At 42.1% G+C, this 24,870-nt stretch carries 26 protein-coding genes; 21 read left to right on the forward strand and 5 right to left on the reverse strand.

Annotated elements, in window-relative coordinates; translation table 11 throughout:
• Positions 1 to 144 precede the first annotated feature (144 nt).
• The 5 genes from typA to GK047_RS04320 all read left to right on the forward strand — a co-directional run bounded on the left by typA (position 145) and on the right by GK047_RS04320 (position 3,474).
• Positions 145 to 1,986 (forward strand): translational GTPase TypA, encoded by a 1,842-nt coding sequence (typA, locus tag GK047_RS04300; protein ID WP_163941652.1) that lies wholly within the window; start codon positions 145 to 147, stop codon positions 1,984 to 1,986.
• 110 nt (positions 1,987 to 2,096) lie between these two features.
• Entirely contained in the window at positions 2,097 to 2,378 is a 282-nt protein-coding gene (locus tag GK047_RS04305) for a YlaH-like family protein (RefSeq protein ID WP_163941655.1), read from the forward strand.
• Between the two features lie 19 nt (positions 2,379 to 2,397).
• Positions 2,398 to 2,838 (forward strand): hypothetical protein, encoded by a 441-nt coding sequence (locus GK047_RS04310; RefSeq protein WP_163941658.1) that lies wholly within the window; start codon positions 2,398 to 2,400, stop codon positions 2,836 to 2,838.
• 2 nt (positions 2,839 to 2,840) lie between these two features.
• Positions 2,841 to 3,122 carry a hypothetical protein gene (locus tag GK047_RS04315; protein ID WP_163943636.1) on the forward strand — a complete coding sequence of 94 codons (282 nt, stop codon included), beginning with the start codon at positions 2,841 to 2,843 and terminating at the stop codon, positions 3,120 to 3,122.
• Between the two features lie 178 nt (positions 3,123 to 3,300).
• Positions 3,301 to 3,474 (forward strand): hypothetical protein, encoded by a 174-nt coding sequence (locus tag GK047_RS04320; protein ID WP_163941661.1) that lies wholly within the window; start codon positions 3,301 to 3,303, stop codon positions 3,472 to 3,474.
• A 39-nt stretch (positions 3,475 to 3,513) separates the two neighbouring features.
• Here GK047_RS04320 and GK047_RS04325 read toward each other — a convergent pair whose 3' ends face one another.
• Positions 3,514 to 4,068, reverse strand: coding sequence for a YhcN/YlaJ family sporulation lipoprotein (locus GK047_RS04325; protein WP_163941664.1), 555 nt, complete (start codon positions 4,066 to 4,068; stop codon positions 3,514 to 3,516).
• A gap of 173 nt (positions 4,069 to 4,241) precedes the next feature.
• On the opposite strand from GK047_RS04325, the gene GK047_RS04330 reads away from it, so the two are divergent.
• Positions 4,242 to 5,573, forward strand: a complete 1,332-nt coding sequence (locus GK047_RS04330; protein WP_163941667.1) for a PhoH family protein — start codon at positions 4,242 to 4,244, stop codon at positions 5,571 to 5,573.
• A gap of 48 nt (positions 5,574 to 5,621) precedes the next feature.
• Here the strand turns inward: GK047_RS04330 and GK047_RS04335 are convergent, their stop codons facing one another.
• From GK047_RS04335 to GK047_RS04345, 3 genes are all read right to left on the reverse strand, one after another.
• On the reverse strand, positions 5,622 to 6,110 hold the full coding sequence (locus GK047_RS04335; protein WP_163941669.1) for a hypothetical protein: 489 nt from the start codon (positions 6,108 to 6,110) through the stop codon (positions 5,622 to 5,624).
• 82 nt (positions 6,111 to 6,192) lie between these two features.
• Positions 6,193 to 7,290, reverse strand: a complete 1,098-nt coding sequence (locus GK047_RS04340) for a coiled-coil domain-containing protein (RefSeq protein ID WP_163941672.1) — start codon at positions 7,288 to 7,290, stop codon at positions 6,193 to 6,195.
• Positions 7,291 to 7,392: 102 nt separating this feature from the next.
• Complete coding sequence (locus tag GK047_RS04345; RefSeq protein WP_163941675.1) at positions 7,393 to 8,361, reverse strand: hypothetical protein; 969 nt, start codon at positions 8,359 to 8,361, stop codon at positions 7,393 to 7,395.
• 90 nt (positions 8,362 to 8,451) lie between these two features.
• On the opposite strand from GK047_RS04345, the gene GK047_RS04350 reads away from it, so the two are divergent.
• Complete coding sequence (locus GK047_RS04350; protein ID WP_163941678.1) at positions 8,452 to 9,576, forward strand: class I SAM-dependent methyltransferase; 1,125 nt, start codon at positions 8,452 to 8,454, stop codon at positions 9,574 to 9,576.
• Between the two features lie 57 nt (positions 9,577 to 9,633).
• Here GK047_RS04350 and GK047_RS04355 read toward each other — a convergent pair whose 3' ends face one another.
• A complete protein-coding gene (locus GK047_RS04355; protein WP_147949813.1) occupies positions 9,634 to 9,864 on the reverse strand; it encodes a DUF2626 domain-containing protein in 231 nt (76 codons plus the stop codon).
• Positions 9,865 to 10,179: 315 nt separating this feature from the next.
• Here GK047_RS04355 and GK047_RS04360 point away from each other — a divergent pair, with 315 nt between their 5' ends.
• From GK047_RS04360 to ftsL, 14 genes are all read left to right on the forward strand, one after another.
• The gene (locus GK047_RS04360; protein ID WP_163941682.1) at positions 10,180 to 10,830 is read left to right on the forward strand and encodes an RsfA family transcriptional regulator; all 651 of its coding nucleotides are present in this window, start codon (positions 10,180 to 10,182) and stop codon (positions 10,828 to 10,830) included.
• A gap of 161 nt (positions 10,831 to 10,991) precedes the next feature.
• Positions 10,992 to 11,954 (forward strand): ketopantoate reductase family protein, encoded by a 963-nt coding sequence (locus GK047_RS04365; RefSeq protein WP_163941685.1) that lies wholly within the window; start codon positions 10,992 to 10,994, stop codon positions 11,952 to 11,954.
• A 15-nt stretch (positions 11,955 to 11,969) separates the two neighbouring features.
• Positions 11,970 to 12,368, forward strand: coding sequence for a DUF3397 domain-containing protein (locus GK047_RS04370; RefSeq protein ID WP_163941688.1), 399 nt, complete (start codon positions 11,970 to 11,972; stop codon positions 12,366 to 12,368).
• 376 nt (positions 12,369 to 12,744) lie between these two features.
• Positions 12,745 to 14,427: a peptide ABC transporter substrate-binding protein gene (locus tag GK047_RS04375; RefSeq protein WP_163941690.1), complete on the forward strand. Its 1,683-nt coding sequence runs from the start codon at positions 12,745 to 12,747 to the stop codon at positions 14,425 to 14,427.
• Positions 14,428 to 14,530: 103 nt separating this feature from the next.
• Complete coding sequence (locus GK047_RS04380; RefSeq protein WP_163941693.1) at positions 14,531 to 15,463, forward strand: ABC transporter permease; 933 nt, start codon at positions 14,531 to 14,533, stop codon at positions 15,461 to 15,463.
• On the forward strand, positions 15,464 to 16,399 hold the full coding sequence (locus GK047_RS04385; RefSeq protein WP_481855925.1) for an ABC transporter permease: 936 nt from the start codon (positions 15,464 to 15,466) through the stop codon (positions 16,397 to 16,399).
• A 13-nt stretch (positions 16,400 to 16,412) separates the two neighbouring features.
• Entirely contained in the window at positions 16,413 to 17,450 is a 1,038-nt protein-coding gene (locus tag GK047_RS04390; RefSeq protein ID WP_275901630.1) for an ABC transporter ATP-binding protein, read from the forward strand.
• Positions 17,443 to 18,399, forward strand: a complete 957-nt coding sequence (locus GK047_RS04395) for an ABC transporter ATP-binding protein (RefSeq protein ID WP_163941696.1) — start codon at positions 17,443 to 17,445, stop codon at positions 18,397 to 18,399. Before GK047_RS04390 ends, GK047_RS04395 begins: the two co-directional genes overlap by 8 nt.
• 163 nt (positions 18,400 to 18,562) lie before the next feature.
• A complete protein-coding gene (bshC, locus tag GK047_RS04400; RefSeq protein WP_240343755.1) occupies positions 18,563 to 20,191 on the forward strand; it encodes a bacillithiol biosynthesis cysteine-adding enzyme BshC in 1,629 nt (542 codons plus the stop codon).
• A gap of 13 nt (positions 20,192 to 20,204) precedes the next feature.
• Positions 20,205 to 21,467, forward strand: coding sequence for an adenosylhomocysteinase (locus GK047_RS04405; protein WP_163941702.1), 1,263 nt, complete (start codon positions 20,205 to 20,207; stop codon positions 21,465 to 21,467).
• A gap of 114 nt (positions 21,468 to 21,581) precedes the next feature.
• Positions 21,582 to 22,790 carry a DUF4349 domain-containing protein gene (locus tag GK047_RS04410; protein WP_163941705.1) on the forward strand — a complete coding sequence of 403 codons (1,209 nt, stop codon included), beginning with the start codon at positions 21,582 to 21,584 and terminating at the stop codon, positions 22,788 to 22,790.
• Positions 22,791 to 22,915: 125 nt separating this feature from the next.
• Positions 22,916 to 23,353, forward strand: a complete 438-nt coding sequence (gene mraZ, locus GK047_RS04415; protein ID WP_163941708.1) for a division/cell wall cluster transcriptional repressor MraZ — start codon at positions 22,916 to 22,918, stop codon at positions 23,351 to 23,353.
• 50 nt (positions 23,354 to 23,403) lie between these two features.
• Positions 23,404 to 24,354: a 16S rRNA (cytosine(1402)-N(4))-methyltransferase RsmH gene (rsmH, locus tag GK047_RS04420; protein ID WP_163941711.1), complete on the forward strand. Its 951-nt coding sequence runs from the start codon at positions 23,404 to 23,406 to the stop codon at positions 24,352 to 24,354.
• 60 nt (positions 24,355 to 24,414) lie between these two features.
• On the forward strand, positions 24,415 to 24,858 hold the full coding sequence (gene ftsL, locus GK047_RS04425; protein ID WP_163941714.1) for a cell division protein FtsL: 444 nt from the start codon (positions 24,415 to 24,417) through the stop codon (positions 24,856 to 24,858).
• The last annotated feature ends 12 nt before the right edge of the window (positions 24,859 to 24,870 follow it).

Below are 24,870 nucleotides of genomic sequence, written 5' to 3' on the forward strand. Positions count from 1 at the left end.
AAGTTTTATATTGCTTGGCTTTTGTCTTGCATAATGTCGATTATTTGCGTATAATAAGGGTAAATGTCAAGCGTCGGCGCTTTTGTCCGACGCTTCTTTTATGAAGAGAGACGAAAATTATAGGGTAGAGAGGGTTTGACATTCATGCACGCAAGAGACAAGATCCGCAATATCGCAATTATCGCGCACGTTGACCATGGTAAAACAACGCTCGTAGATAAGTTGCTTCAACAATCAGGTACGTTCCGTGAAAACGAAGCTATACAAGAAAGAGCTATGGACTCCAACGATCTCGAGAGAGAACGCGGAATTACCATTTTGGCAAAAAATACAGCTATTCAGTATAAAGACTACCTAATTAACATTGTAGATACACCTGGACATGCTGACTTTGGCGGCGAGGTAGAGCGTATTATGAAAATGGTTGACGGTGTTCTTTTGGTCGTCGATGCATTTGAAGGAACAATGCCGCAAACGAAGTTCGTACTTCGCAAAGCCCTTGAGAGTAACCTATCTCCAGTTGTCGTTGTTAATAAAATTGACCGCCCTAACGCACGTCCATCTGAAGTAGTAGATGAAGTTCTAGATTTATTCATTGAACTCGGCGCTACAGATGAACAGTTGGATTTCCACGTTGTTTATGCCTCTGCCCTTCAAGGGACTTCAAGTCTTGACCCTGAGAAGCAAGATGACAATATGTCCGCTATTTACGAGACCGTTGTTAATCACATTCCTTCACCAACGGAAGATGTTGACCAACCCCTTCAATTCCTTGTTACTTTGATGGATTATAACGAATATTTAGGCCGTATTGGTGTAGGTCGTGTGAACCGCGGCAAGATTCGCGCAGGCCAAACCGTTGCTGTCATGACTCGCGAGGGTGGCATGAAGCAAGCGAGAATCGAGAAGCTATTCGGTTTCAGTGGTTTGAAACGTATTGAAATTGAAGAAGCGGCAGCAGGTGACATTATTGCCATCGCGGGTATCAAGGATATTAATATCGGTGAAACGGTAGCTGATCCAGCGAACCCGGAAGCTCTGCCGGTTCTTAAAATCGATGAGCCAACGCTGCAAATGACTTTCGTAGTGAATAACAGTCCATTTGCAGGACGCGAAGGTAAATGGGTAACATCCCGTAAAATTCGTGAGCGTCTTTACAAAGAACTGGAAACTGACGTGAGCTTGCGTGTCGAAGATACAGATAGCGCAGATGCTTTTATCGTTTCGGGTCGCGGTGAGCTTCACCTTGGTATTCTTATTGAAAACATGCGTCGTGAAGGCTTTGAATTACAAGTTTCCAAGCCTGAGGTCATCATTCGCATGATCGATGGACAAAAGATGGAGCCGATCGAGCGCTTGATTATTGACGTGCCGGAAGACAGCATGGGCTCTGTTATGGAAAGTCTGGGGTCACGTAAAGCTGAGATGGTCAATATGATCAACAACGGCAGTGGAAATGTTCGTTTAGAATTCCTTATCCCTGCAAGGGGCTTGATTGGGTATAGAACCAACTTCTTGACATTGACTCGTGGTTATGGAATTATGAACCACGCTTTCGATAGCTATGGACCTTACCAAGGAGCTAACGTTGGCGGCCGTCACGAAGGCGTGCTTGTAGCAAGTGAAACAGGTTCTTCGACACTGTACGGTATCTTGTCTGTAGAAGACCGCGGTATCCTTTTCGTTCACCCGCAAACAGAAGTTTATGAAGGTATGATCGTTGGTGAACATACACGTGATAATGATATTATCGTGAACATCTGTAAGGAAAAAGCGGTAAACAACATCCGTTCTGCAAACAAAGAAGAGACTGTGAAAATGAAAACTCCACGCCTCTACTCTTTGGAGCAAGCACTTGAATATTTGAATGATGATGAATACTGTGAAATCACACCTAAATCCGTTCGTCTTCGCAAGAAGATTTTGAACAAAAGCGAACGCGAGCGTGCTGATAAACAACGCAAAACAGCTGAAGCAAACGTGTAATACTAGCTTGATAAGGAAAAGGGAAATGTCGGCATTATGCTGCATTTCCCTTTCCCTGTATGTATAGATGCTTTATCAATTGTTTAATTTCGTATAAGTGGGGTGACGTTATGTTAACTGAGTGGTTTGGAAACCATATTTACATTACATACCTGTTAATTTTTATTTTTATGACTTACGTATATAATAAAGTGTTTCGTACGCGGAAATTACCTATCTTAAAGTCAGTAATTATTTATGTGCTTCTTGCAATTGGCTCAGTGATGCTGCTTATTTTCCAAATAGCCGGGCTGCCTATCGTTTTAAGCTTGGCTGTTGCTGTCTTTCTGATGCTGCTTGTCCGTGTGCGTTATTTTGTTGAGAAAAGAAGCGGAAATAAGCCCACTCAATAAATAGCCATAGGAGGGACAGATGATTCGATACTGGTTAACCCCAATCGTCAACAAGTCACCCTTAAAGTTTGGGAAGGCTAGAGTTAATTGTGAGCCATTATTAGAGCTTGAAAGCTTAAGAAATCTGTCACATCAATTACATCCGAGACTTCTTCCTATGTTTAAAGCAAGTCTTTTATTGAGCGATGATGAAGATGTATGCGGTTCAACCTATACCGAGCTGAATTTATCAGATGCGAACGAGGTCGTATTTGATGGTCATCCCTATCATTTATCACATTGCGCAGAAGCGTTTTTGGAGCGGGTGCTCAGGCCGGCGGAAGCTTTAGGATTCGTTTCATCTATGGATTTGAATGTGTTGGAAGGAGTCTCGGGACAGTCGAAGTATTGGAGACGCCTTTGGATAGAATGGCTGGAATCTGGCTGGGAAGTTATTTTGCTCAGAGAGGATGGGGGTTGAAAGTGAAGCTTCAGGATGCGCTTTTTAATTGGCTGCAAATGCATATTGTGCTGGAAGCAAGACCAGATGATGAGGCTGCGCGAGAGACACGTGATTTTTTCACGGTTATCTTACAAGAGGATCATTTGATCAGTAACTTTCATATTATAGATGAAGAGGATTCGATTGCCATTCAAATTGCTTATGAGCAAGAGGGTGTCAGTAAGGTTCAGCAGTTCGATCGTGAATCTGCTGAGAAACTCCTTGAGGATATTAATTCGAATCCTAAATATAATAATCAATAGCCGTTTGAGTTTCGCGACATAACTTTTCCAATCTAACGTACAATAAGGTATATCTGAGATTAAAAGGAGTGTTCGATAGGGCGCAAAATAAATACTTTGCGGTAGATGGCTCGCCACCACTATGCTATACTGATTGCGTGAGGATCGTTTTTAACCACCTTGTAGGAGGCGCAAACGAATGGCTGAACTTATCCCAGCTTTACCGGAGCAGTTGTATACCGCTTTGCAAAGAGAGAAGTTTGTGCTATTGAACAGCGCCTTTATTTTAATTGAGCCTGAAAGCCCTAACCTTTATGACATCCGTGCAGCCGAGCAGGCGGACGGACAAGTTTTAATGCGAAAAAAGCCTTGACCTGCGTTAGCAGTCAGGCTTTTTGTTGTATTTCTAGAATTATAAGTTGGGATTACCAACCTGATTGGCATCGCTAGGGACAGGATTACTGGGCGGATTACGAATATCACGCGGAAGCTGAGGCATGATGCGACCCATGATATCTGCCATTTGCTCGGCGAATCCAGTAACGGGTCTTCCAGCTTTGACATTATCGCGTATGTTGCGTAGGCGCTGATCTAGATCCAAATCTGCTGTAACAATGGCGTTCACGCCATAGGGATCTTTCTTTAGCGCTTCTGCTACCGAATATTTCACAGTACCGACTCTTGCTCGGTCCATATCTTTCTTAATGTTGATACCAACGACAGCCGTGTTCCCAAAAACTACGCAATGCGCGCTTTCGACCTGAGGAATGCTGGTGGCCAGCTGCTCCAGACGTTCTGCAACTGCCTTGGAATCTTTAATTTCTAGTTTTTGCGGAGCGATTTGCTGCACTTTAACTTGATTTTTAGTTGGATCTTGAGGGGGGGCAGTACCATTTTTAGGCGCTTGACTACACCCGGTAGCGAGGGATAGTACCAGAAATATGAAGCAGATCATTCTCACTAGCATCGTTCCTTTCTTTTCCTCGAATCTTGCGCTTAGTTTGTCCTACACAGTTAGGTTGTATGTACGAATCACTTGGATTGCAGGATATTGTGGCATGAGATTGATTTGTTTGAATCAATATTGCATTGATTCTAATGACCAAAGATCTAACGCCAAATCTGGGAGGGGACACACAAATGAGAAAAATTTACGTGTTAGATACCAATGTGCTGCTTCAGGATCCTAATGCATTATTCGCTTTCGAAGATAATGAAGTGGTCATACCTGCTGTGGTGTTGGAGGAAATCGATTCGAAAAAAAGAAATGCGGACGAGATTGGACGAAATGCAAGACATGTGTCCAGATTATTGGATGGCCTTAGAACAAAGGGAAATTTATCAGATGGAATTACTCTCGAAAATGGGGGGAGTATTAAAGTAGAGTTAAATCATAGAAGCTTTGCAAAGTTACAGGAAACTTTTGCTGAACTTACGAATGATAATCGGATTCTTGCTGTTGCGCTCAATTATCACCTCGAGGAGAAAGAAAATGATCTCCCGAGACCTGTTGTAATCGTTAGCAAGGATACACTGGTAAGAATCAAAGCGGATGTGCTGGGCCTTACTGCCCAAGATTATTTAACGGATCGTATTGTCGCACAAACGGACATGTACACAGGTTATTTAACCTTACATGTTCATCCATCCATTATTGATGAGTTTTACTCATATCGCTTCTTAAGTGTGAACTCGCTACATGTGGGCTACACGCTTCATCCGCATGAGTTTGTTATTTTACGCGACGAGCTTGGAACTTCGAAATCAGCTTTGTTAAAAGTTGATGCAGATGGTAAGAAGCTGGAGCCGCTCTTTATGAGCAATGAGCCCATTTGGGGCATAGCGGCGCGTAATGCACAGCAGCGCATGGCGCTTGAGTTACTGCTTAATGACGAAATTCCGCTTGTTACGATGACAGGGAAAGCGGGTACAGGGAAGACGCTGCTAACACTCGCAGCAGGCCTCATGAAAATAGAAGATGACCATAAGTACAAAAAACTGTTAATCGCACGGCCTGTCGTCCCGATGGGCAAAGATATCGGTTATCTGCCTGGTGAAAAAGATGAGAAGCTGCGTCCATGGATGCAACCGATCTATGATAATTTGGAATATTTATTCGATACGAAAAAACCGGGTGATATTGAGAAAATATTGGCTGGACTTGGTAGTATCCAAGTAGAAGCTTTAACGTACATTCGAGGCCGCTCGATTCCAGGGCAATTCATTATTATTGATGAAGCACAGAATTTATCCAAGCACGAAGTGAAGACGATCGTCTCACGAGTTGGTGAAGGCAGTAAAATCGTTCTTCTCGGTGATCCTGATCAAATTGATCATCCATATCTGGACGCCTCTAGCAATGGCCTTACCTATGTAGTAGAACGTTTTAAAGCAGAGGGAATTAGCGGCCACATTACGCTGGAACGCGGAGAACGTTCACACTTGGCTCAACTCGCTGCGGATTTACTCTAATTTATGGATAAAGCCCTCATCCAATCAAGGATGAGGGCTTTGTGTTGTCTAGGAAAGCATTTCAATTTGGCAACGGTAGGCCTTAGCTATGCCGTGCATCAATTCTTCCAGTTGTCGATCAACGATGTACACTTGTTGCTCTTGATGACTGAATTCAGCTAAAAGATGCTCTTGTATTTGCAACAGCGCTTGTTTAACATCGGACTGTTCACCTATCTGATTTACGCGAAACAAGCAGATAATCTTTTCATATAAATAAGCATGTTCAGAGCGACTAATGAAACCATAGTCACTGAATAACTCCGTGAGTTCAGCATCATCAGGCAGCAATCTAAGGTGCATGATTTCGGTTTCGATATGATAATGAGTCATAATATCCCATACTGCTTGCTGCTGCTGGGGGGTGTTGACAATGAGCATTTCTTTGTCTCTATCGAATAGCTCAACTTTACCGGCAAGCGCTTTAATAATTTGGGCGTAAAAACCCGGTGCTTTACCTTCGGGTAAATCCATCAATAAACCAATCTTGGTTTCCATTTTCGATTTCCTCACTTTGATGTTTTGCATCCTATTATTATGAAAATGAGAAACGATTGCAAATTCGATTTAGCATCTTGTCTCACAGTGTGAGTTTTAATTTTACAACAGCTATACCATTCTTCGTTTCAACGCCAACGACATCTAAATAGCTCACTAATTTCTTGGGTATGAACCCAAGCTGAAATTCTTTCATGAAATCATCGATTGTTGTATCCGGCAATTGATAACCATTGAAGTCGAGTCGATCTACGAGGAAACGGACTTCATTCATGTCTGATTTTTCGACTAACAAAAATTTTCCTTGCATGGCAATTTGGATACTATTTTGTTTACCTTTTGCGATAATGTGGTCATCGGCAAACTCGAAATCTAAATTTTGCAGTAATTCATTTTTATTATGAAGATAAGCATTGAAATCCGTATCGCTTAGTGTAATAACGGGATTTTTAAAATTAGATAGATCTAAATATTTATTGTTGCTTTGCGTTACATATTGAGGAAGCTCATTAAATGCTGCTGATAAATTAGTTAAATAGTTTCTGAATAACGGCATGCCTTGTTCTTTCCATTGCGTGTTCAAGCTTTTAATTTGCTCTTCGATGATGTTGGCTTGTGCGCTGATCGCTAACTGTTTGTCTAACTCCTCTTGCAGACTAACAAGCCGTTCTCGTTGGTGCAAATAGTTATCCTTTGTTTTTTTGAGCTCTTCACGAGATGCAGCTAGACTCGTTTGTGAATTTTTTAGTTTTGTAAAAGAATCAGTAAAAGTAGATAAAGCTCGGTGATCGTTGTTGATAATCATTTGTAAATATTCAAACATTCTTAGTGCGTCGGCAAAAGAACTTACGGAGAACACCAACATCCAGATTGAATCTCGATCTCCTGTATAATAAGCTCTGAGTACTGTGCCGGCATGTTTTCTTGTAGTTTCCACATCGCTGCTTTGTTTTGCGATATTTTGTTCATTCAGCTTGATTTGCTCAACGAAATTGGTATCTTGCTCATTTAAACGGATAAGCTCTTTATCTATCTCGTAAATAGTAAGCCCTTTTTGGACAAGAGCTTTGGTTTCATCCGACGAATTAACAATTTCTTCGGCAAAAACCAATTGAGTTGAAGCTTTTAAGCTTAACAATGATATGATCAGCATAAGTATGGCGGTTTTTTTATATTTCATCTAACTTACTCTCCCCCTATAAACAGATTATCATATTTCTATTAAATGAAGCACAAAAAAATACTTACCTCAAAAAATGAGGTAAGTATTCAAGAGTCACATCTATTTTTTAGGAGGAGTGATAAGTTTAAGGACATCCTCGAAGTTTTTTACGTTTTTCGGCACTTCCTTCGTTAAGGCAGGTGCTTGATTGATCAGATCATACGTCTGGTGCAAGGTGATATGATTACTCGCAGCTTTGCTATCAGCCCCAATAATGGAGAAGTTGATATCAATCGATTCGTCACGGATGAAGCCTTGATCATCAATAGCTACAATCCACTTACCAGGCGCTTGTAATTGCAATGCGTTTGGTTGTGCTTTTTTTAGCTGTTCAGCCTTATCGGCAGATATCAAACCATTATTTTGCAATAAACTAATGAGTTCAGGTAATTTTGCTTGCAGCATCGTATTTAGTTCTTTTTCATTTTTGCTTGTTAACTCGATACTGATTGATTTTGCTGCTGTTCCATCTTTGAGTTTGATGGGAGCCTTCTCTTGTTTATACCATTTGGCATCCGTAGCGCTGAAAATCAAACCAGCAAGTGTTGAAGTCAATTGAGAGGTATTTCTTAAACTGTCAAGCGTTAAAGGTGTTTTGCTGCTTTGACTCATTTTTTGCATATCGATAGCATAATACTCATCAGCCGTTTTATTTAGAGCTGGCATATTGAAATACAATTTGCTATCTTTAATGAGAACTGGGATCTCAAAAGGGGAAGACGAGCCCTTCGGCGTTAATTTCAAGTCAGTTTGGAATTGTACGAGATCGGCATTACTAATGCCTTTCCATTCAATCGTGCTTTCTCTAATGAGGGACAACAATCCATTCGTTAAAGGATTAGATGACTTTAGTAAAGTATCGCTGATGGATAAAGTCGTACTACCGTCAAATGCGTAGGATTTCATTTCTTTCTGTTTGTTTATTGATTGTTCAACTGCTTCTTTAACCTTAGAATTGTCTGTACATGCTGTTAACGATGTCACGCTGAGTGCCGCAACCACCGTTAAGGTAACCCATTTCTTGGACATGCTATTATGTCTCTCCTTCCGTAAATGCTTCTTCATTATAAAGGTTATCTGTTGTTTTGTCTTCAAGTAAAGAATTGGAGGGACTATCGTTTGAATACACAGTTAGGACATCTGGATATTGTCTATCAGCTAAAAACTGCAATTCGTAAGACGGAAAAACAAATGATCACTTTCCGCGATTATATGGATATTTGTTTATACAGTGAACCCAATGGCTATTACCGAAATGCACGATTGAAAATAGGTAAGGACGGTGACTTCTACACCAGTTCTTCCATAGGCTCTGTAATGGGAGAGGTGTTGGCTTCATTCATTATCAAACAAATCCAAACGAATGAACACCGAGACAGTCCCATTCAACTTGTTGAGTGGGGAGGAGGAAATGGGCGTTTAGCGCTTCACTTACTAGATGAAATCAAGGGAATTGCCTCGGAGATATACGAACGATTGTCTTACACAATGATTGAATCAAGCGGCTATCATCGACAAGCTCAGAGAGAGACGTTGGAATCTCATGCTGCAAGGGTTAGATTTCTAAGTGAAGAAGAATGGTTCTCTAATCACCCGACTGATGGCGTCTATGTTCTTGCGAATGAGCTGTTGGATGCTTTTCCAGTTCACAGAGTTCGTTACCAGGATGAGAAATATTGCGAGTCTTTTGTCGTCTGGAACGAACAAGTGCAAGCCTTCGAAGAGAGTTGGATATTCCTTGATTCGAAGCCCTTATTAGACTATATTGCGCGTTTAAACGTTCAATGGATAGATGGACAAATCTTTGAGGTGAATCTGGCGGCGGAAACATGGCTAAGCACAGTGGTTAAGCAAATTAGCAGTGGAAGTATTATTATTATTGATTATGGGGATGACAAGGATGAGATTTACAGCGCTCATCGACAGCAAGGCACTCTGATGTGCTACCGCAAACATCAAGCCCATGGGAATCCTTTTATGTACCAAGGGGATCAAGACATTACATCTCATGTGAATTTTACTTCTTGTATGGATATCATCCTCCAAAATGGATTCAAAGAATTTACACTGCAAACGCAACGCGAATTTTTAGTTGAGCATGGGGTTTTACAAAAGCTTCAAAATCATTTCGATCCAAATCCATTCAGTGATATTTCCAAGCGAAACAGAGCGATTCGTCAACTGCTGCTGAGCGATAAGATGAGTGAGCTGTTTAAAGTGCTTGTCGCAATAAAAAAAAGGTGACCCGATTGTTTATCAATCGGAGCACCTTTTTGCTTTTTTTGTTGTAGGTTTGTCGAATTATACGGACATTTTGAAAAATGACCAGTAAGTGAATCCGCCAAAGGAAATAATCATGTATCCCCAGAACAACAATATGTAAGTGCGTTCTGACAAGCGCATATAGCCTAGAATGACGAATACGGCTGTTTGGAAAAAGAAAATCAGAGACATTGGAATCATATCTCCAGCCAAGCTCATCAAAGCGATTACAAGTGTCCAAAAACCTAGAACCCGAAACATGCGATCCATTCTCGTTATATCCCCCTTTCTTACCACGTTGCACTTTTACTACATCACATTATACCTTTTGAAGAGAATCGTGTAAACCGTCAAAAGGTGACGAAATTAAAAACATTTCAACACTTAAGAGTAGTATACCTTTTTATCGGAATCTCATGTATGAGCGTCAAAAAATTTGGCAATACCATTTAGTATCAAATAGATTCTATGAACTCTAGTATGGGCATAGAAATAGTAATAATGGCACGAATCAATTTATACATTTACTCCCTACGAATTGATTCTCTTTATGCATCTGCACATTAAGTTAGGAGGATTGGCCTTATGTCGGCAATTAGACAAGATGCTTGGAGCGATGAAGACGATTTGATTTTAGCAGAGGTGACGCTGCGTCATATTCGTGAAGGAAGCACGCAATTATCCGCGTTTGAAGAGGTTGGGGAACGCATTGGTCGTACGGCCGCAGCATGTGGATTTCGCTGGAATAGTTTTGTGAGAAAGAAATATGAAGCAGCCATTCAGATAGCAAAAGCACAAAGGCAAAAAAGAACGCAGCTCAAAAAACACGCGGCTGTCAGTATCTCGGGTTCTTCGATTTCTTTGTTTGATGCCCCCGAATTAAATGCAAGCAAGCTGGAGTCTTTTACGGAGGAAACACTTTCAATTGATGCTGTCATAAGGTTTCTTCGCCATTGGAGAAGCACATATCAAGATATGAACAGGCATATCAAAAGTTTAGAAAAAGAATTGCATGACAAGGAAGACGAACTAGATAAGCTGGGCAGAGAGAATGACAAGTTAAATAAACAAGTCAATGAAGTGGAAACCGATTATCGTGTGGTGAATGATGATTATAAAGCATTAATTCAGATTATGGATCGCGCACGGAAAATGGCGTTTCTTGTCGAAGAAGAAGAGGAGGAAAAGCCGCGGTTTAAGATGGATGCGAATGGGAATTTAGAAAGAGTAGACTAATGGTTTGCATTATTGTTAATATGAAAGCTTCGGTGGGAGGGCGACCTTTTGCACTGGAGCTTTTTTTATTGAAGTTTTTGCGGTCTTTCGAGATATATGGATGCGGTGGTATAATGGATGCGATTTGAAGTGGCGAAAAGCGGGGGGGGGATTCCAACTAAATGCGAATTATGATTGTAGGTGCAGGTTCTCTGGGGTTATTATTTGCTGCCAAGTTGTCTGCCGTATGTGAACAGATTATTGTAGTAACAAGAACGATAGAGCAAGCTGTGACGCTTAAAGAGCGCGGCATCTTTGTATTAGATGAAACAACAACTGAACGAAACAAGTCAATGGGTTTGGACATTCAGTATAACAGTTATATAGAAGATAGTAGGAATCCGATGTTTGACATGCAAGCAAACGAGGTATGTCTCGATTATGTATTTCTGATGGTTAAGCAACCTGCGATTACCTCCGAAATGATTACGTATGTAAAATCACGTATGTCATCAACAACGGTTTTGATCTGTATTCAAAATGGTGTGGGACACGAGGAAAGGTTATCGGAAGCGATAGGAAAGAATCGATTGTTGTTAGCAGTCACGACGGAAGGGGCGAGAAAGGAGAGGGCTAACGAGGTTTTTCATACTGGGCAAGGCGTTACATACATGGGGAGTTTGACTCAAAATGACGGACCTGCCTGGTCAACGCAAATTTTATTACGAGATTTGTTAAAGGAGGCAGGATTTGAGACAATCATGTCGAAAGACATGAAGGTACGAATTTGGAGTAAGCTAATCATGAATGCGGTGATAAATCCGCTTACTGCAATTTTGCGTGTGAGAAATGGAGAACTAGTGAATTCACCATGGGCCCAATTACTTATGCGGCAACTTTATGAAGAAGCTTTGCTCGTTGCGAAAGCGAAAGATGTCGAACTTCCGGCTGAGCTTTGGGAAACGTTGCTGCAGGTATGTAGGGCTACGGAGCAGAATCACTCCTCCATGTTGCAGGATCTTATGCAAGCCCGGGGCACAGAAATTGACAGCATGAATGGCAGCTTGCTACGAATGGCGGAAGAATTGAAGCTTGAGCTTGCTGTCAACAAAATCGTGTATCATTTTGTGAAAGCCCTTGAATAAGTAGGTGTGAGTTGGATGAGTGGATTTATTGATTTTTTATTGAATATTTATGCATTTCTTGCAGTGGCTCCATTTATAACTTTTGTTGTGCTATGGTTCCTTGTTTATTTGCTTCTAAAAGATAAGAAGATGGCAACAAGGCTTACGATGGATTTAACGACGGTTTTCTTAATTGGATCGGTCTCCATCATGTGGAATCAATTATTTCATTCTACCTTCGGTTTTTGGCTAATCGTGCTTGTTTTATTAATTGCCTTTGGCATGATTGGCGGTTATCAAACCCATCTCAAAGGCAAAACCGATCTATTAAAAGTAAGTCGCGTAGTTTGGAGAATAACCTTCTTGGGGCTTTCAGCTATGTACATTGTTTTATTCTTCCTGAATATCGGGAAAAACTTAATAATCTCGACCTAACGAATTAAGAAAATGCTTACATTTCTCAAGAAACGCGGTTCAATTGTAATAATTTCTTGAGAATTGTAGAAAATAACAATGAAATTCGTATAGATTTTATTGACCGATGGTTGTATAATTAGAAACCGTGAAGGTCTTTTCTCAACATTAATTTAACAAAGGTAAATTAATTGCTGGACATTATTTCGTAATATGTTATAATTCCTTGCGTGTACTCTAGTAATTTTTTTTACCAAAGAACATTGTTAGGTAATGTAACATGAATAAAAATGCAGTCTTTTGTTTTGGGTTCTCGGTGTTAGGTTTGCGTGATTAAATCTGCCAAATACACCTGACCATAGATTTAGATATACATAATTTTAAAGGAGGAGTTTTAATGAAAGCTACGAAGTGGGTTTCAACGGCAGTGGCACTAACACTTATGGGCAGTGTTGCAATGGGCTGTGCTAAGAGTGAGGAAAAACCATCTACATCACCTGGGGATGCTAAAGGAACAACTGCACCAGCAGCTTCCAATAAACCACAACAGATTGCTATTAATATCTCTGCAGAACCACCTGTTCTGGATGTTTCTAAATCGACTGCAAACATTGTGTCCACGTTTCTTAATGCAATTAGTGAGGGTTTATACCGTACAGACAAAGATGGTAAAGCGACTCCTGCACTTGCGGAAAAGTTCCCAGACATTTCTAGCGATGGTCTAACGTATACAGTTAAAATTCGTGACAATGCTACTTGGTCCGATGGCCAACCGGTGAAAGCTCAAGATTTCGTTTACTCCTTCAAACGCACGCTTGATCCTGCTACGAAAGCTCAATACAGCTTCATGGTAGCATGGCTTAAAGGTGGAGAAGCAGTTACGAAGGCTAAAACTCCTGAAGAAGTAAAAGCTGCCCAAGATGCGCTTGGTGTTAAAGCAATTAACGACAAAACAATTGAAATCAAACTTGAGAAACCAATTGCATTCTTCACGCAATTGCTTGGATTCCTTGCATTCTTCCCTCAAAGAGAAGATATTGTAACGAAATTAGGCGAGAAGAATGGTGCGGATGCTGATAAAGTAATCGGTGCAGGTCCTTTCTTGCTTACGAAATGGGAACATGGTCAAACGCTTGAACTGGTTAAAAATGATAAATATTGGGATGCTGCTAATGTTAAACTTACAAAGGCAACGGTCAATATCGTAAAAGATACAAATACTGGTTTGAACCTGTATGAAACAGAAGCAGCTGACCTGACTGAAATTAAAGGCGATCAGCTTAAATTGTATCAAGGTAAACCAGATAGCTCTCCAAAAGCAGAGTTAACAAACAGCTATATCATGTTCCAAACACAACGGAATCCAGCATTGGCAAACAAAAAGATTCGTCAAGCGCTAGGTATGGCAATTGATCGTCAAGCATTCGTTGATACCGTGCTTGCAAACGGTTCTGTGCCTTCTACAGGTCTAGTTCCTGAAGGTACTTCAGATGGAGCAGGCGGTAGCTTCCGTAAAACAGCAGGCGAAACGCAACCTAAGTTCGATGCTGCTAAAGCGAAACAATTGTTAGCCGATGGTTTGAAAGAAATTAATCTGACTGCTTTGCCTAAAATGAAGTTGAATGCTGATGATACAGAAGCAGCTAAAAAGTCTATTGAGTTCATTTTGGCTCAATGGAAACAAAACCTTGGTTATGAAGCTGAAGCAAACCCAGTGCCGCATGCATTGAGAATTGAGCTTTCTTCCAAACATGACTTTGACATGGTACTGTCTCTATGGGGCGCTGACTACAATGATCCAATGACATTCCTTGATATGTGGATCACAAACGGAGAGTTTGATGAAGGTTTCTACAGCAATCCGCAATACGATGCATTGATCAAGCAAGCTCAAACTGAAGTTGATGCTTCCAAACGTGCGAAAGCTTTGGCTGATGCTGAGAAAATCCTGATGGATGATCAAGGTGTTGCTCCACTTTACTTCCGTACTCGCGCTTATGTGAAAAAGCCGGCTGTCAATGGTCTGATTCTACCTTCCTTCGGTCCTGAGTGGGAACTGAAATGGACTAGTATTAAATAACATTAGACTTAATAGTTCTACTTCATCAGAAGAGGCCGTTCGCACCTCGTGAGAGCGGCCTCTTCTAATTTCTCAGTTGTCATTTTAAATAAGGAGGAGCAATATGGTTAAGTTCATTCTTCGCCGTCTCTTATATGCGCTTATAACGTTATGGCTCATTGCAACATTTACCTTCGTATTGATGAAAAACTTGCCAGGAGATCCGCTAGGAGAAGGGGCAGAACGGATTCCTAAAGCTACGAAAGAGATGTTGCTGAAGCAATACGGATTGGATAAGCCATTGTGGGAGCAATACTTAACATTCATGAACAACATCATCCATGGCGATCTAGGAGCTTCCTTTCAATTCCCTGCACATAAAGTTACGGATATCATTAAGCAAGCATTTCCTTCTTCACTAGAGCTAGGTTTGATCTCTATTGTTATCGCTATAATTGTTGGTCTAACATTAGGGATTGTTGCAGCGTTGAAGCATAATAAAGCAGGCGATTACACAGCTATGTTTATTGCTGTACTAGGTGTTTCGATTCCATCCTTTGTACTCGGTCCATTATTGTCTTATTACATTGGTGTTAAGTGGGGCATACTTCCTGCAGGTTTGTGGAAAGGACCTAGCTATCGAGTATTGCCGGCAATTGCCTTGTCCTTCGGTACATTAGCTATTTTGGCGCGTTTGATGCGTACCTCGATGCTGGATGTTCTGAATCAAGATTACATTAAGACGGCTAAAGCAAAAGGTCTTACTAATTTTACTGTCGTTGTGAAGCATACGATAAGAAATGCCATTTTACCAGTTATTACTATTATCGGCCCAATATTTGTAAACGTAATCACAGGCACACTTGTTGTTGAACAAATTTTTTCAGTTCCAGGTTTGGGAAAACACTTTGTTTCTGCCGTTTATTCCAATGATTATACCATGATCTCTGGATTAACGATTTTCTACTCGAGTATTCTTATATTGGTAATCTTCTTAACGGACGTGCTATATGGCTTTATTGACCCTAGAATTCGTCTTGGGAAAGGCGGGAAATAAATGATGCAAACTACTTCGCATAACAACGAGAATAACAATAAGTTTGCTCCCGTTTCAAGAGCATCTTTGACTAGCGAAAGAATCGTGAGACCTTCGCTTAACTATTGGCAGGACGCATGGAGACGACTTAAGAAAAATAGGCTGGCTATGACCGGCTTGATTATACTGGTTGCTTTAATCGTATTGGCAATTCTCGTGCCTTTTATTTCTAGTTATGATTATCAAACGCAAGATTTGAAAATCAAAAATCAATCTCCAACAGGTGCCCATTGGTTCGGGACAGACGACTTTGGTCGTGATCTATGGACGCGGGTATGGTGGGGAACTCGAATTTCTTTGTTTATTGGTATCACAGCTGCTTTGATTGATTTGGTTATTGGGGTTATTTACGGTGGGATATCCGCTTACTATGGTGGACGTGTGGATGAAGTGATGCAGCGTACGATTGAAATCGTGTACTCTGTCCCTTATTTGTTAATCGCTATTCTACTGATTATGGTAATTGGTCCAGGTATTCCAACCATTATTTTGGCTTACAGTATTACCGGCTGGGTTCCAATGGCACGGTTGGTGCGTGGTCAAATGCTTACCTTGAAAGAACAAGAGTTTGTTCTGGCTTCTCGCACGCTCGGATCCTCAGCAATGAGAATTATTTTGCGCAGCTTGATTCCTAATGCTCTTGGTATCATTATCGTACAAATTACGTTCGTTGTACCTTCGGCAATTTTCACAGAAGCGTTCTTAAGCTTTATTGGTTTGGGGATTAGACCGCCGCTCGCCTCTTTAGGTAACTTATTGTCTGATGGCGCGAACTATATCCGTTTATATCCGCATCGACTGATTTTCCCAACTGTTATTTTCAGTTTGATTCTATTAAGCTTCAATCTGCTTGGCGATGGGCTTCGTGATGCGCTTGATCCAAAAATGCGCAAGTAAGAAGGGGTGAATAATGATGAGCACCAATAACAATTTACTTGAAGTTAAAGATTTGAGAGTTTCGTTCCGCACGTATGCGGGAGAAGTTCAAGCTGTTCGTGGCGTGTCTTTTTCTTTGAAAAAAGGTGAAGTGTTGGCGATTGTAGGTGAGTCCGGTTGCGGGAAATCCGTTACTGCACAAACGCTCATGCGTTTAATTCCTACTCCGCCTAGTTATATAAAAAGCGGTTCAATTCTTTTTGATGGCAACACGGATATTACCAAATTGTCTAACAGTCAAATGGAGAAAATTCGTGGTTCTGAAATGGGTATGATTTTCCAAGATCCAATGACCTCATTGAATCCGACGATGAAAATCGGTGATCAAATCACGGAAGGTTTGATCAAACACGAAGGTTTAAATAAAAAAGATGCAACGGAAAAAGCGATCGAGATTCTTACACTTGTCGGTATTAACTCTCCAGAGGGGCGTATTCATCAATATCCACACGAACTCTCTGGTGGTATGCGTCAACGCGTAATGATCGCTATTGCGCTTGCTTGTTCGCCTAAGCTTCTTATTGCTGATGAACCAACAACGGCTCTAGATGTAACGATCCAAGCTCAAATTATTGATTTAATGAAGACAATTTCGGTGAAAACGGACTCTTCTATTATCTTAATTACGCATGACCTTGGTGTAGTTGCTGATATGGCGAAACGTGTTGTTGTTATGTATGCAGGTAAGATTGTTGAGCAGGGGACCGTAGATGAAATTTTCTATGATCCGCAACACCCGTATACGTGGGGCTTGCTGCGATCCGTACCGCGTTTGGATACGAATAGCGATGAAGAGTTGATCCCGATTCCGGGAACGCCTCCCGATCTTTTTGCACCACCCCAAGGCTGTGCTTTTGCAGCTAGATGTCCATATGCAATGAGCATTTGCGTTGAAGAAGATCCAGAGCATACGACGCTATCAGAGACGCACAGCTCCGCTTGTTGGCTGCTGCACCCGGATGCTCCACAAGTGGAACGTCCAGTAGGAGTGGGAGGTCACCACAATGGCTAATCAACCGATATTACAAATTCGCAATATGAAAAAGCATTTCAATCTGGGTAACGGCAAAGTGTTGAAAGCCGTTGATAATTTCTCTATTGAAATTAACCGGGGTGAAACATTCGGCCTCGTTGGAGAGTCCGGTTGCGGGAAATCTACAGCAGGTAGAACCATCATTAAGTTGTACGATGCAACTGAGGGCGAAGTGCTTTTCAATGGTGAAGATGTTCATAAACTTAAAGGTAAAAAGTTGAAAGATTTTAACCGCAATATGCAAATGGTATTCCAAGATCCATACGCGTCGCTAAACCCGCGTATGACTGTTGGGAATATTATTGCAGAAGGCATTGATATTCATGGTCTGTACAAAGGCGCTGAACGTAAAGAGAAGGTAATGGAACTGCTAAGGGCTGTTGGTCTAAATGATGAGCACGCCAATCGGTTTCCCCATGAATTTTCTGGTGGTCAGCGTCAACGGATCGGAATTGCTCGTGCGTTAGCGATTGAGCCGCAATTCATTATTGCCGATGAACCAATCTCTGCCCTGGACGTTTCCGTACAAGCACAGGTTGTGAATCTGTTTAAAAAATTGCAAAAAGAACGTGGCCTTACGTACTTGTTTATTGCGCATGATTTGGCGATGGTAAAACATATCTCTGATCGTATTGGCGTTATGTATTTGGGTAACTTGGTTGAGGTTACAACTTCAAAAGATTTATATGCAAAGCCATTGCATCCTTATACACAATCGCTGCTTTCTGCGATTCCAATCCCAGATCCAGAGATCGAGCGTACGCGTGAACGGATTATTTTGCAGGGGGATGTACCAAGCCCGCTCAATCCGCCAAGCGGCTGTCCATTCCGGACGCGCTGTCCAAAGGCTATGCCGCAATGCGCGGACTCGATGCCGCCAACTAAAGAAGTAGAACCGCATCACTTTGTAGCTTGTCATTTGTACTAATATTTGGAGCCGTCCCGAAGGGGGCGGCTTTTTGATGTTGTTCACCTATCAAATGTAATTAAAAAAAATACAGTTTTGACGATTGCCATTTATACGTGTACAATTAAATAAGAATTAGGTCTTTTTTATTTGGGATGAAGAGGAGACAGCGTCGCATATGCAAATGGAAACTTTTCATTGGAAGAAAAGTCAGACTCTTGCTGATGATTACATCTTACATGCAATACAAGCAGATGGGTTATTTCCCTATCATTACAGAAACTCAAATGACTGGATGGAACGTGCGCAATGGCTAAGTGCGCCAACGAAAGCGCCGCAAGTAGATCGTCATAAGCTAGTTAAGGTGTTAACTGCCTATAATGAACGTATAGGTAACTTACCCGCAGCGACAGCATATATATCAGCGCTAGCACAAAATGACGCCCTAGCTATAGTTGGAGGTCAGCAGGCGGGTTTATTTGGAGGTCCGCTCTTAGTTCTGTATAAAGCGATTACGATTATTCAGTTAGCGCGTGAGTGGAGCGAGAAATTAAAGCGACCAGTGGTTCCTATTTTTTGGATTGCTGGCGAAGATCACGATTTCGATGAAGTCAATCATATTTATACCTTAACTAGTACACAGCAGGTTGAAAAAATAAAAGTGGAACATCCTAATGGACAACGTACCTCGGTGAGTAAGTTGCCGTTATCTTCTGTTGTTTGGATGGAAGCTTTGGAGTCATTAGATCAATCTTTAATGGATACGGAGTTCAAGGGAGCTTTGCTAGACAAGTTGAAGCAAACGACAGAAGGCGCAGGCACCTTATCGGATGCATTTGCGAGATGGATGGCTGTCTTGTTTGGCGAATACGGGCTTGTTTTGATCGATTCTGACGAACCAGCTCTTCGAGAAATAGAAGCGGAAATGTTTGAACAGTTAGTTATTCAAAACGAATCGCTAACGGCGGCGCTTGTCAAAACCCGCGCAGAGGTCGAGGCTGCAGGCTACGATGCTCAAGCAGAAATAGCTGAGGATGGCGCCAATTTATTCGTATTTACAGGCGGACATCGAATGCTGCTGTATCGTGAAGATGGACGTTTCGTTGATAAAAAGAAAGCATACACCTTTTCTCGTGAACAATTACATGATCTAGCCCTGACGTCACCCGAACAATTCAGCAATAATGTGATGACGAGACCGCTGATGCAAGAGTTTTTGTTTCCGGTTCTAGCTACTGTATTGGGACCAGGAGAAATTGCGTATTGGGCATTAACCAGACAGGCGTTTGAACTCTTCGACATGAAAATGCCAATCGTTGCGCCGCGACTAGAGTTCACATTGATTGAGGGTACAGTACAAAAAAATATGAACAAGTATGACTTTAGTTTCGAAGATGTTCTTGAACGTTTCGAGGAGAAGAAACAGGAGTGGCTAGATGCGCAGGATACATTGAAGCTTGCAGAACGCTTCGAAGCGGTGAAAGCGCAATTCCAAGCTAATTATTCACCTCTTGTAGATTCTTTAGCTGCAATTAATCCAGGTGTTAAAAAGCTTGGAGAAACGAATTTAGCTAAAATTGTCGATCAAATTGAGTTCTTGCAAAATAAAGCATCGGATGCCTACAAGACGCAATTCGATTCAGCGCTCAGACAGCTTGAACGCATTCGATTTACCATAATTCCCCTCGCAAAGCCCCAAGAAAGAGTGTATAATGGGTGTGCTTATCTAAATCGATATGGTAATGATTGGCTGACGAATTTGATACAAACACCGATACCAGTTGACGGTTTGCACCGCATTTATTATCTATAGGAGGTAATTGAATATGGAAGCAGTGGAAAAAAGTATTGTAACGGATATGAGTTTAGCTCCAGAAGGGCATTTGAAGATCGATTGGGTACAGGCACATATGCCGGTTTTGAATCGCATTCGTGAGCAATTCGAAAAAGAACAGCCTTTCAAAGGTTTAAAGGTAACGATTTCCTTGCATTTGGAAGCGAAAACCGCGTATTTGGCCAAAGTCGTAAAAGCTGGCGGAGCGGAAGTGACGATTACAGGAAGCAATCCGCTTTCTACACAGGATGATGTATGTGCGGCGCTGGTCGAAGACGGAATTACGGTATTTGCTAAATACAATCCGAGTCCGCAAGAATACAAGGAATTGCTCATTAAAGCGCTGGAAACAAAGCCAGACTTAATTATTGACGATGGTGGCGATCTCGTTTCAATTCTTCATTCAGAGCGCAAAGATTTAGGCGTACAGGTAAGAGGCGGAGCGGAAGAAACGACGACAGGTATTTTGCGACTTAAGGCAATGGAAAAAGAAGGGAAGCTTGAATTCCCGATGGTTGCTGTTAACGATGCTTTCTGTAAATATTTGTTTGATAACCGTTACGGAACAGGTCAGTCCGTTTGGGATGGCATTAATCGCACAACAAACCTTGTCGTAGCTGGTAAAACAGTTGTTGTTGTTGGTTATGGCTGGTGTGGTAAAGGCGTAGCCATGCGTGCCAAAGGTTTAGGCGCGAATGTTATAGTAACGGAAATTGACGCGATCAAAGCGGTTGAAGCTTACATGGACGGTTTCGCTGTCATGCCGATGAGCGAAGCAGCTAAATTAGGAGATTTCTTCGTAACCGTAACAGGTAATCGTGATGTTATCCGCGGCGAGCATTACGAAGTGATGAAAGATGGAGCTATTCTTTCTAACGCAGGTCACTTCGACGTAGAGGTTAACAAGCCTGAACTAGAAGCGATGTCTGTTTCTAAGCGCACAGTTCGTCGCAATATTGAAGAGTATCAATTGGCAGATGGACGCAAATTTTACATTCTTGCAGAAGGACGTCTTGTGAATCTTGCAGCAGGTGATGGTCATCCGGCTGAGATTATGGATATGACATTTGCACTGCAAGCAATCTCCTTGAAATATGTGAATGAGCAGTATGAGAGCTTGGGTAAAACAGTTGTTAGCGTTCCTTATGTATTGGACGAGCAAGTAGCTAGATACAAGCTGGCATCTCTTGGTACGAGCATTGACGCATTGACAGAAGAGCAGAAGGTATACTTAGATAGTTGGGCGGAGCATTAAAATATAAAAAAAGTAGCTCGAAGGAATGATCTTCCTTCGAGCTTTTTTTGTGTTTACAAAGCCTCTTTGAGTGCGCGTGCAACCTTTCTTTTTCCATATCCGTTAATAGGTTGCATGAACCAAAATATGGAAACGGGGATGGGCGAAATGGGGGAGTCACAACGAGGCAGATGTACAGATAAGGCGCAGAACGATCGCTTGAGCAGTTCGGGTAAAAGAAGGAGGGAACCGTATAAGCGAACTCTTATGATTGCGCTTAGTATATCGTTGCTATGTATATGGGGACTGACGGGCTGCAGCTCATCTAGAGCCGATTCAACGCATTCAGCGGCAAGTGAGGCAAAGGCATCAAGCCAATTAAGCGGTAATGCCTCGACAGAGAAATTGTCAGGAGTCACCCAGCCAAAAGGAATGGCAAGTTCGGATACAGAGCGAACGGTTGCAACTGCCGCTTCAGACCAAGAGAAACAGAAAGCAGTTGTTAGCTCAACTACATTGGATATAGCTGCGCCAATTACGCTCGTACCGAAAGCGGGTAGTGACGAGACTGCCGGGTTTAACCGAAAGCTGATTTACAAAGCTAACTTGGTTATGCCCGTTGAGGACTATAGCAAAGCTCAGACGCGACTGCGCGATTTGGTTGCGCTTAGCGGGGCTTACATTCTGCAGTTCTCCGAGAATACGAATACGGGGGAAAGAGGTGGAACGTTCACAATTAAGGTAGCCGCGAATGGGTTTGCTTCCTTGCTTGATGGATTAGAGAGCATCAGTCCTTCTCTTCAACGCAATGTTCAGGGACAGGATGTAACCGAAGAGTATGTAGATCTGGACTCTCGTTTAAAGGCAAAGCAATTGGTTGAAGGGCGTTTGCTCAGTTTCATGGATAAAGCTACGAAAACGGATGATTTGCTTGCTTTTTCGGGGGAGCTCTCCAAGGTTCAAGGTGAAATCGAGCAGATCAAAGGTCGAATGCGGTATTTGGATCAAAATGTGTCCTATTCAACGATCGAATTAAGGATGTATCAGCAAACAGGCAACAAGCCTCTCCTGTCTGATCCTAATAAGTTGACGCTGCAAGAACGAATTCAACGGGCATGGAATTCTAGCCTTAACGTGCTGACAACAGTGTTGCAGGGGATTCTTGTGTTTTTGGCGGCAGCAGTGCCAGTGCTTGTCATTGTAGGGATTATCGCCTTACCCATTTGGTTGTTCAAACGTAAAAGGAATAAACAATTGCTGGAAATCAGAAATCAGCTCAGTAAGCAAAATGCTTCTTTTCATAGCCTTGAAGATGAGCAAGATAGGTCAAAAGAGGGTCAATAAGCAAAAAACCGAAAAAATATTTTGCAAATCCTGCCCTCGTAGCAGGATTTGCTTCATTTTTGGCGAATATTGATTCGAATGTGGTGGAAAGTGGTACAAAGTGGAGGGAAAGGGGGCGATGTGCTATGTTCATGGGAGAATACCAGCATAGCATTGACGAGAAGGGCCGGATGATCATCCCGGCTAAATTTCGTGAAGCCCTTGGTGACTCATTTGTTATCACTCGCGGGTTGGATCAGTGCTTATTTGTCTATCCAAGATCGGAATGGGCAATTCTTGAACAAAAGCTCAAAGCGCTGCCCTTGATGAAATCTGATGCGCGCGCCTTTACAAGGTTTTTTTTCTCCGGAGCAACCGAATGTGATCTGGATAAGCAGGGGAGAGCGAACATACCGGGGAATTTAGTTGATCACGCGAAGCTTGAAAAAGATTGTGTCGTGATCGGCGTTTCCAATCGAGTTGAGATTTGGAGCAAGGGAATTTGGGAAAGCTATGCCAATGAATCCGAGCAGTCGTTTAATGAAATTGCCGAGAAGCTCGTGGATTTTAATTTTGATCTTTAAATGGTTACGAAGACAGTTTTGCCAAGGCAGAACGCTTAGGAGGACACCAAGTGTTTCATCATGTGACGGTACTTAAGGAAGAATCTGTTGAAGGTTTACATATACAGCCTAATGGAATTTATGTGGATTGTACGATGGGAGGAGCAGGCCATAGCTCATTGATCGCTTCAAAGCTAGGGCCAGAGGGACTTTTGATCGCTCTGGATCAAGATGATGTGGCTTTAGCGAATGCAGAGCTTGTGCTCGCGCCTTATTTAGATCGAGTGAAAATTGTGAAAAGCAATTTTAGAGAATTAGAGCATGTGCTCCGTAATGAACCTAGAGCGCTGCGCGACGGCAAACCACAAGTCGACGGGATATTGTTCGATCTTGGTGTTTCATCTCCACAGCTGGATGATGGCGAACGTGGCTTCAGCTACAATCATGATGCGGAGCTTGATATGAGAATGGACCGCACGACAGAGCTAACGGCCAAAATGATTGTTAATGAGTGGCCACCTGAACGGATTGCCAAAATTTTGTATGAATACGGAGAAGAAAAATTTTCTCGTCGTATTGCAGGTGTAATTGCCGAAGCTAGAGCCAAGAAGGCGATAGAAACAACAGGCGAGCTTGTCGAATTAATTAAGGAAGGCATTCCTGCTGCCGCGAGAAGAACGGGGGGGCATCCCGCCAAACGCAGCTTCCAAGCGCTGAGAATCGCCGTGAACGATGAGTTGGGCGCGTTTGAAGAAGCATTGGAGCAAGCCATCAACTGCCTGGCACCACAAGGCAGAGTCGCTGTCATCACCTTCCATTCGTTGGAGGATCGAATTTGTAAGCAGCTTTTCGTTAGTAAAGTTGAAAAGTGTACATGTCCGCCAGGATTTCCAATCTGTGTTTGTAAGCGTGGGGGTTCGTTGAAATTAGTGACGCGTAAACCGATTATCCCAGGGGAATTGGAACTAGAAGCTAATCAGAGGGCAAGGTCAGCAAAACTGCGAATTGCCGAAAAGCTTTGAAACTAAGCCTGATCTCAGAAAGTCAGTTTTTCAATAGAATGCTCGAAGGAGGTTGAAATAATGCCCGCTTACATCCAAGGGAATTTGGCACTAGATCAAAAGCAGAGCCAGAAACAGAAGCAGCCGCAGAGGGTGAAAATTAAAGAAACAACGAAGGTTGTTTACCGGAACAAGACAATTCCTGTTCAAGAAAAAATGCTGTATTTGTTCACGGTTGTGCTCTGTGTTATTGTTGCCGGTGTTATTATTTGGCGTTATGCAGCCATTTATCAAATGAATAAAAATATATTGGTTATGCAAAATCAAATTCGTGAGATTCAAGCTGAAAATAGCGCCTTAAAGCAAGAGGTTGAGAAGCTACAAAGTCCTGAACGTATGAAAGATGTAGCGAAACGGCTAGGATTGAAGCCGCAAGATGAGAAGCAGGTAAGCCTTGTATCTCCGCCTAAAGGAAAATCGGCTGCAAATGTCGACAAAAATCCTAAATTAGCCTATAATCCGTAAACAGGCAGGTAC

Origin of the sequence: Paenibacillus sp. SYP-B3998, from assembly GCF_010820665.1 — a bacterium.
Classification (GTDB): domain Bacteria; phylum Bacillota; class Bacilli; order Paenibacillales; family NBRC-103111; genus Paenibacillus_E.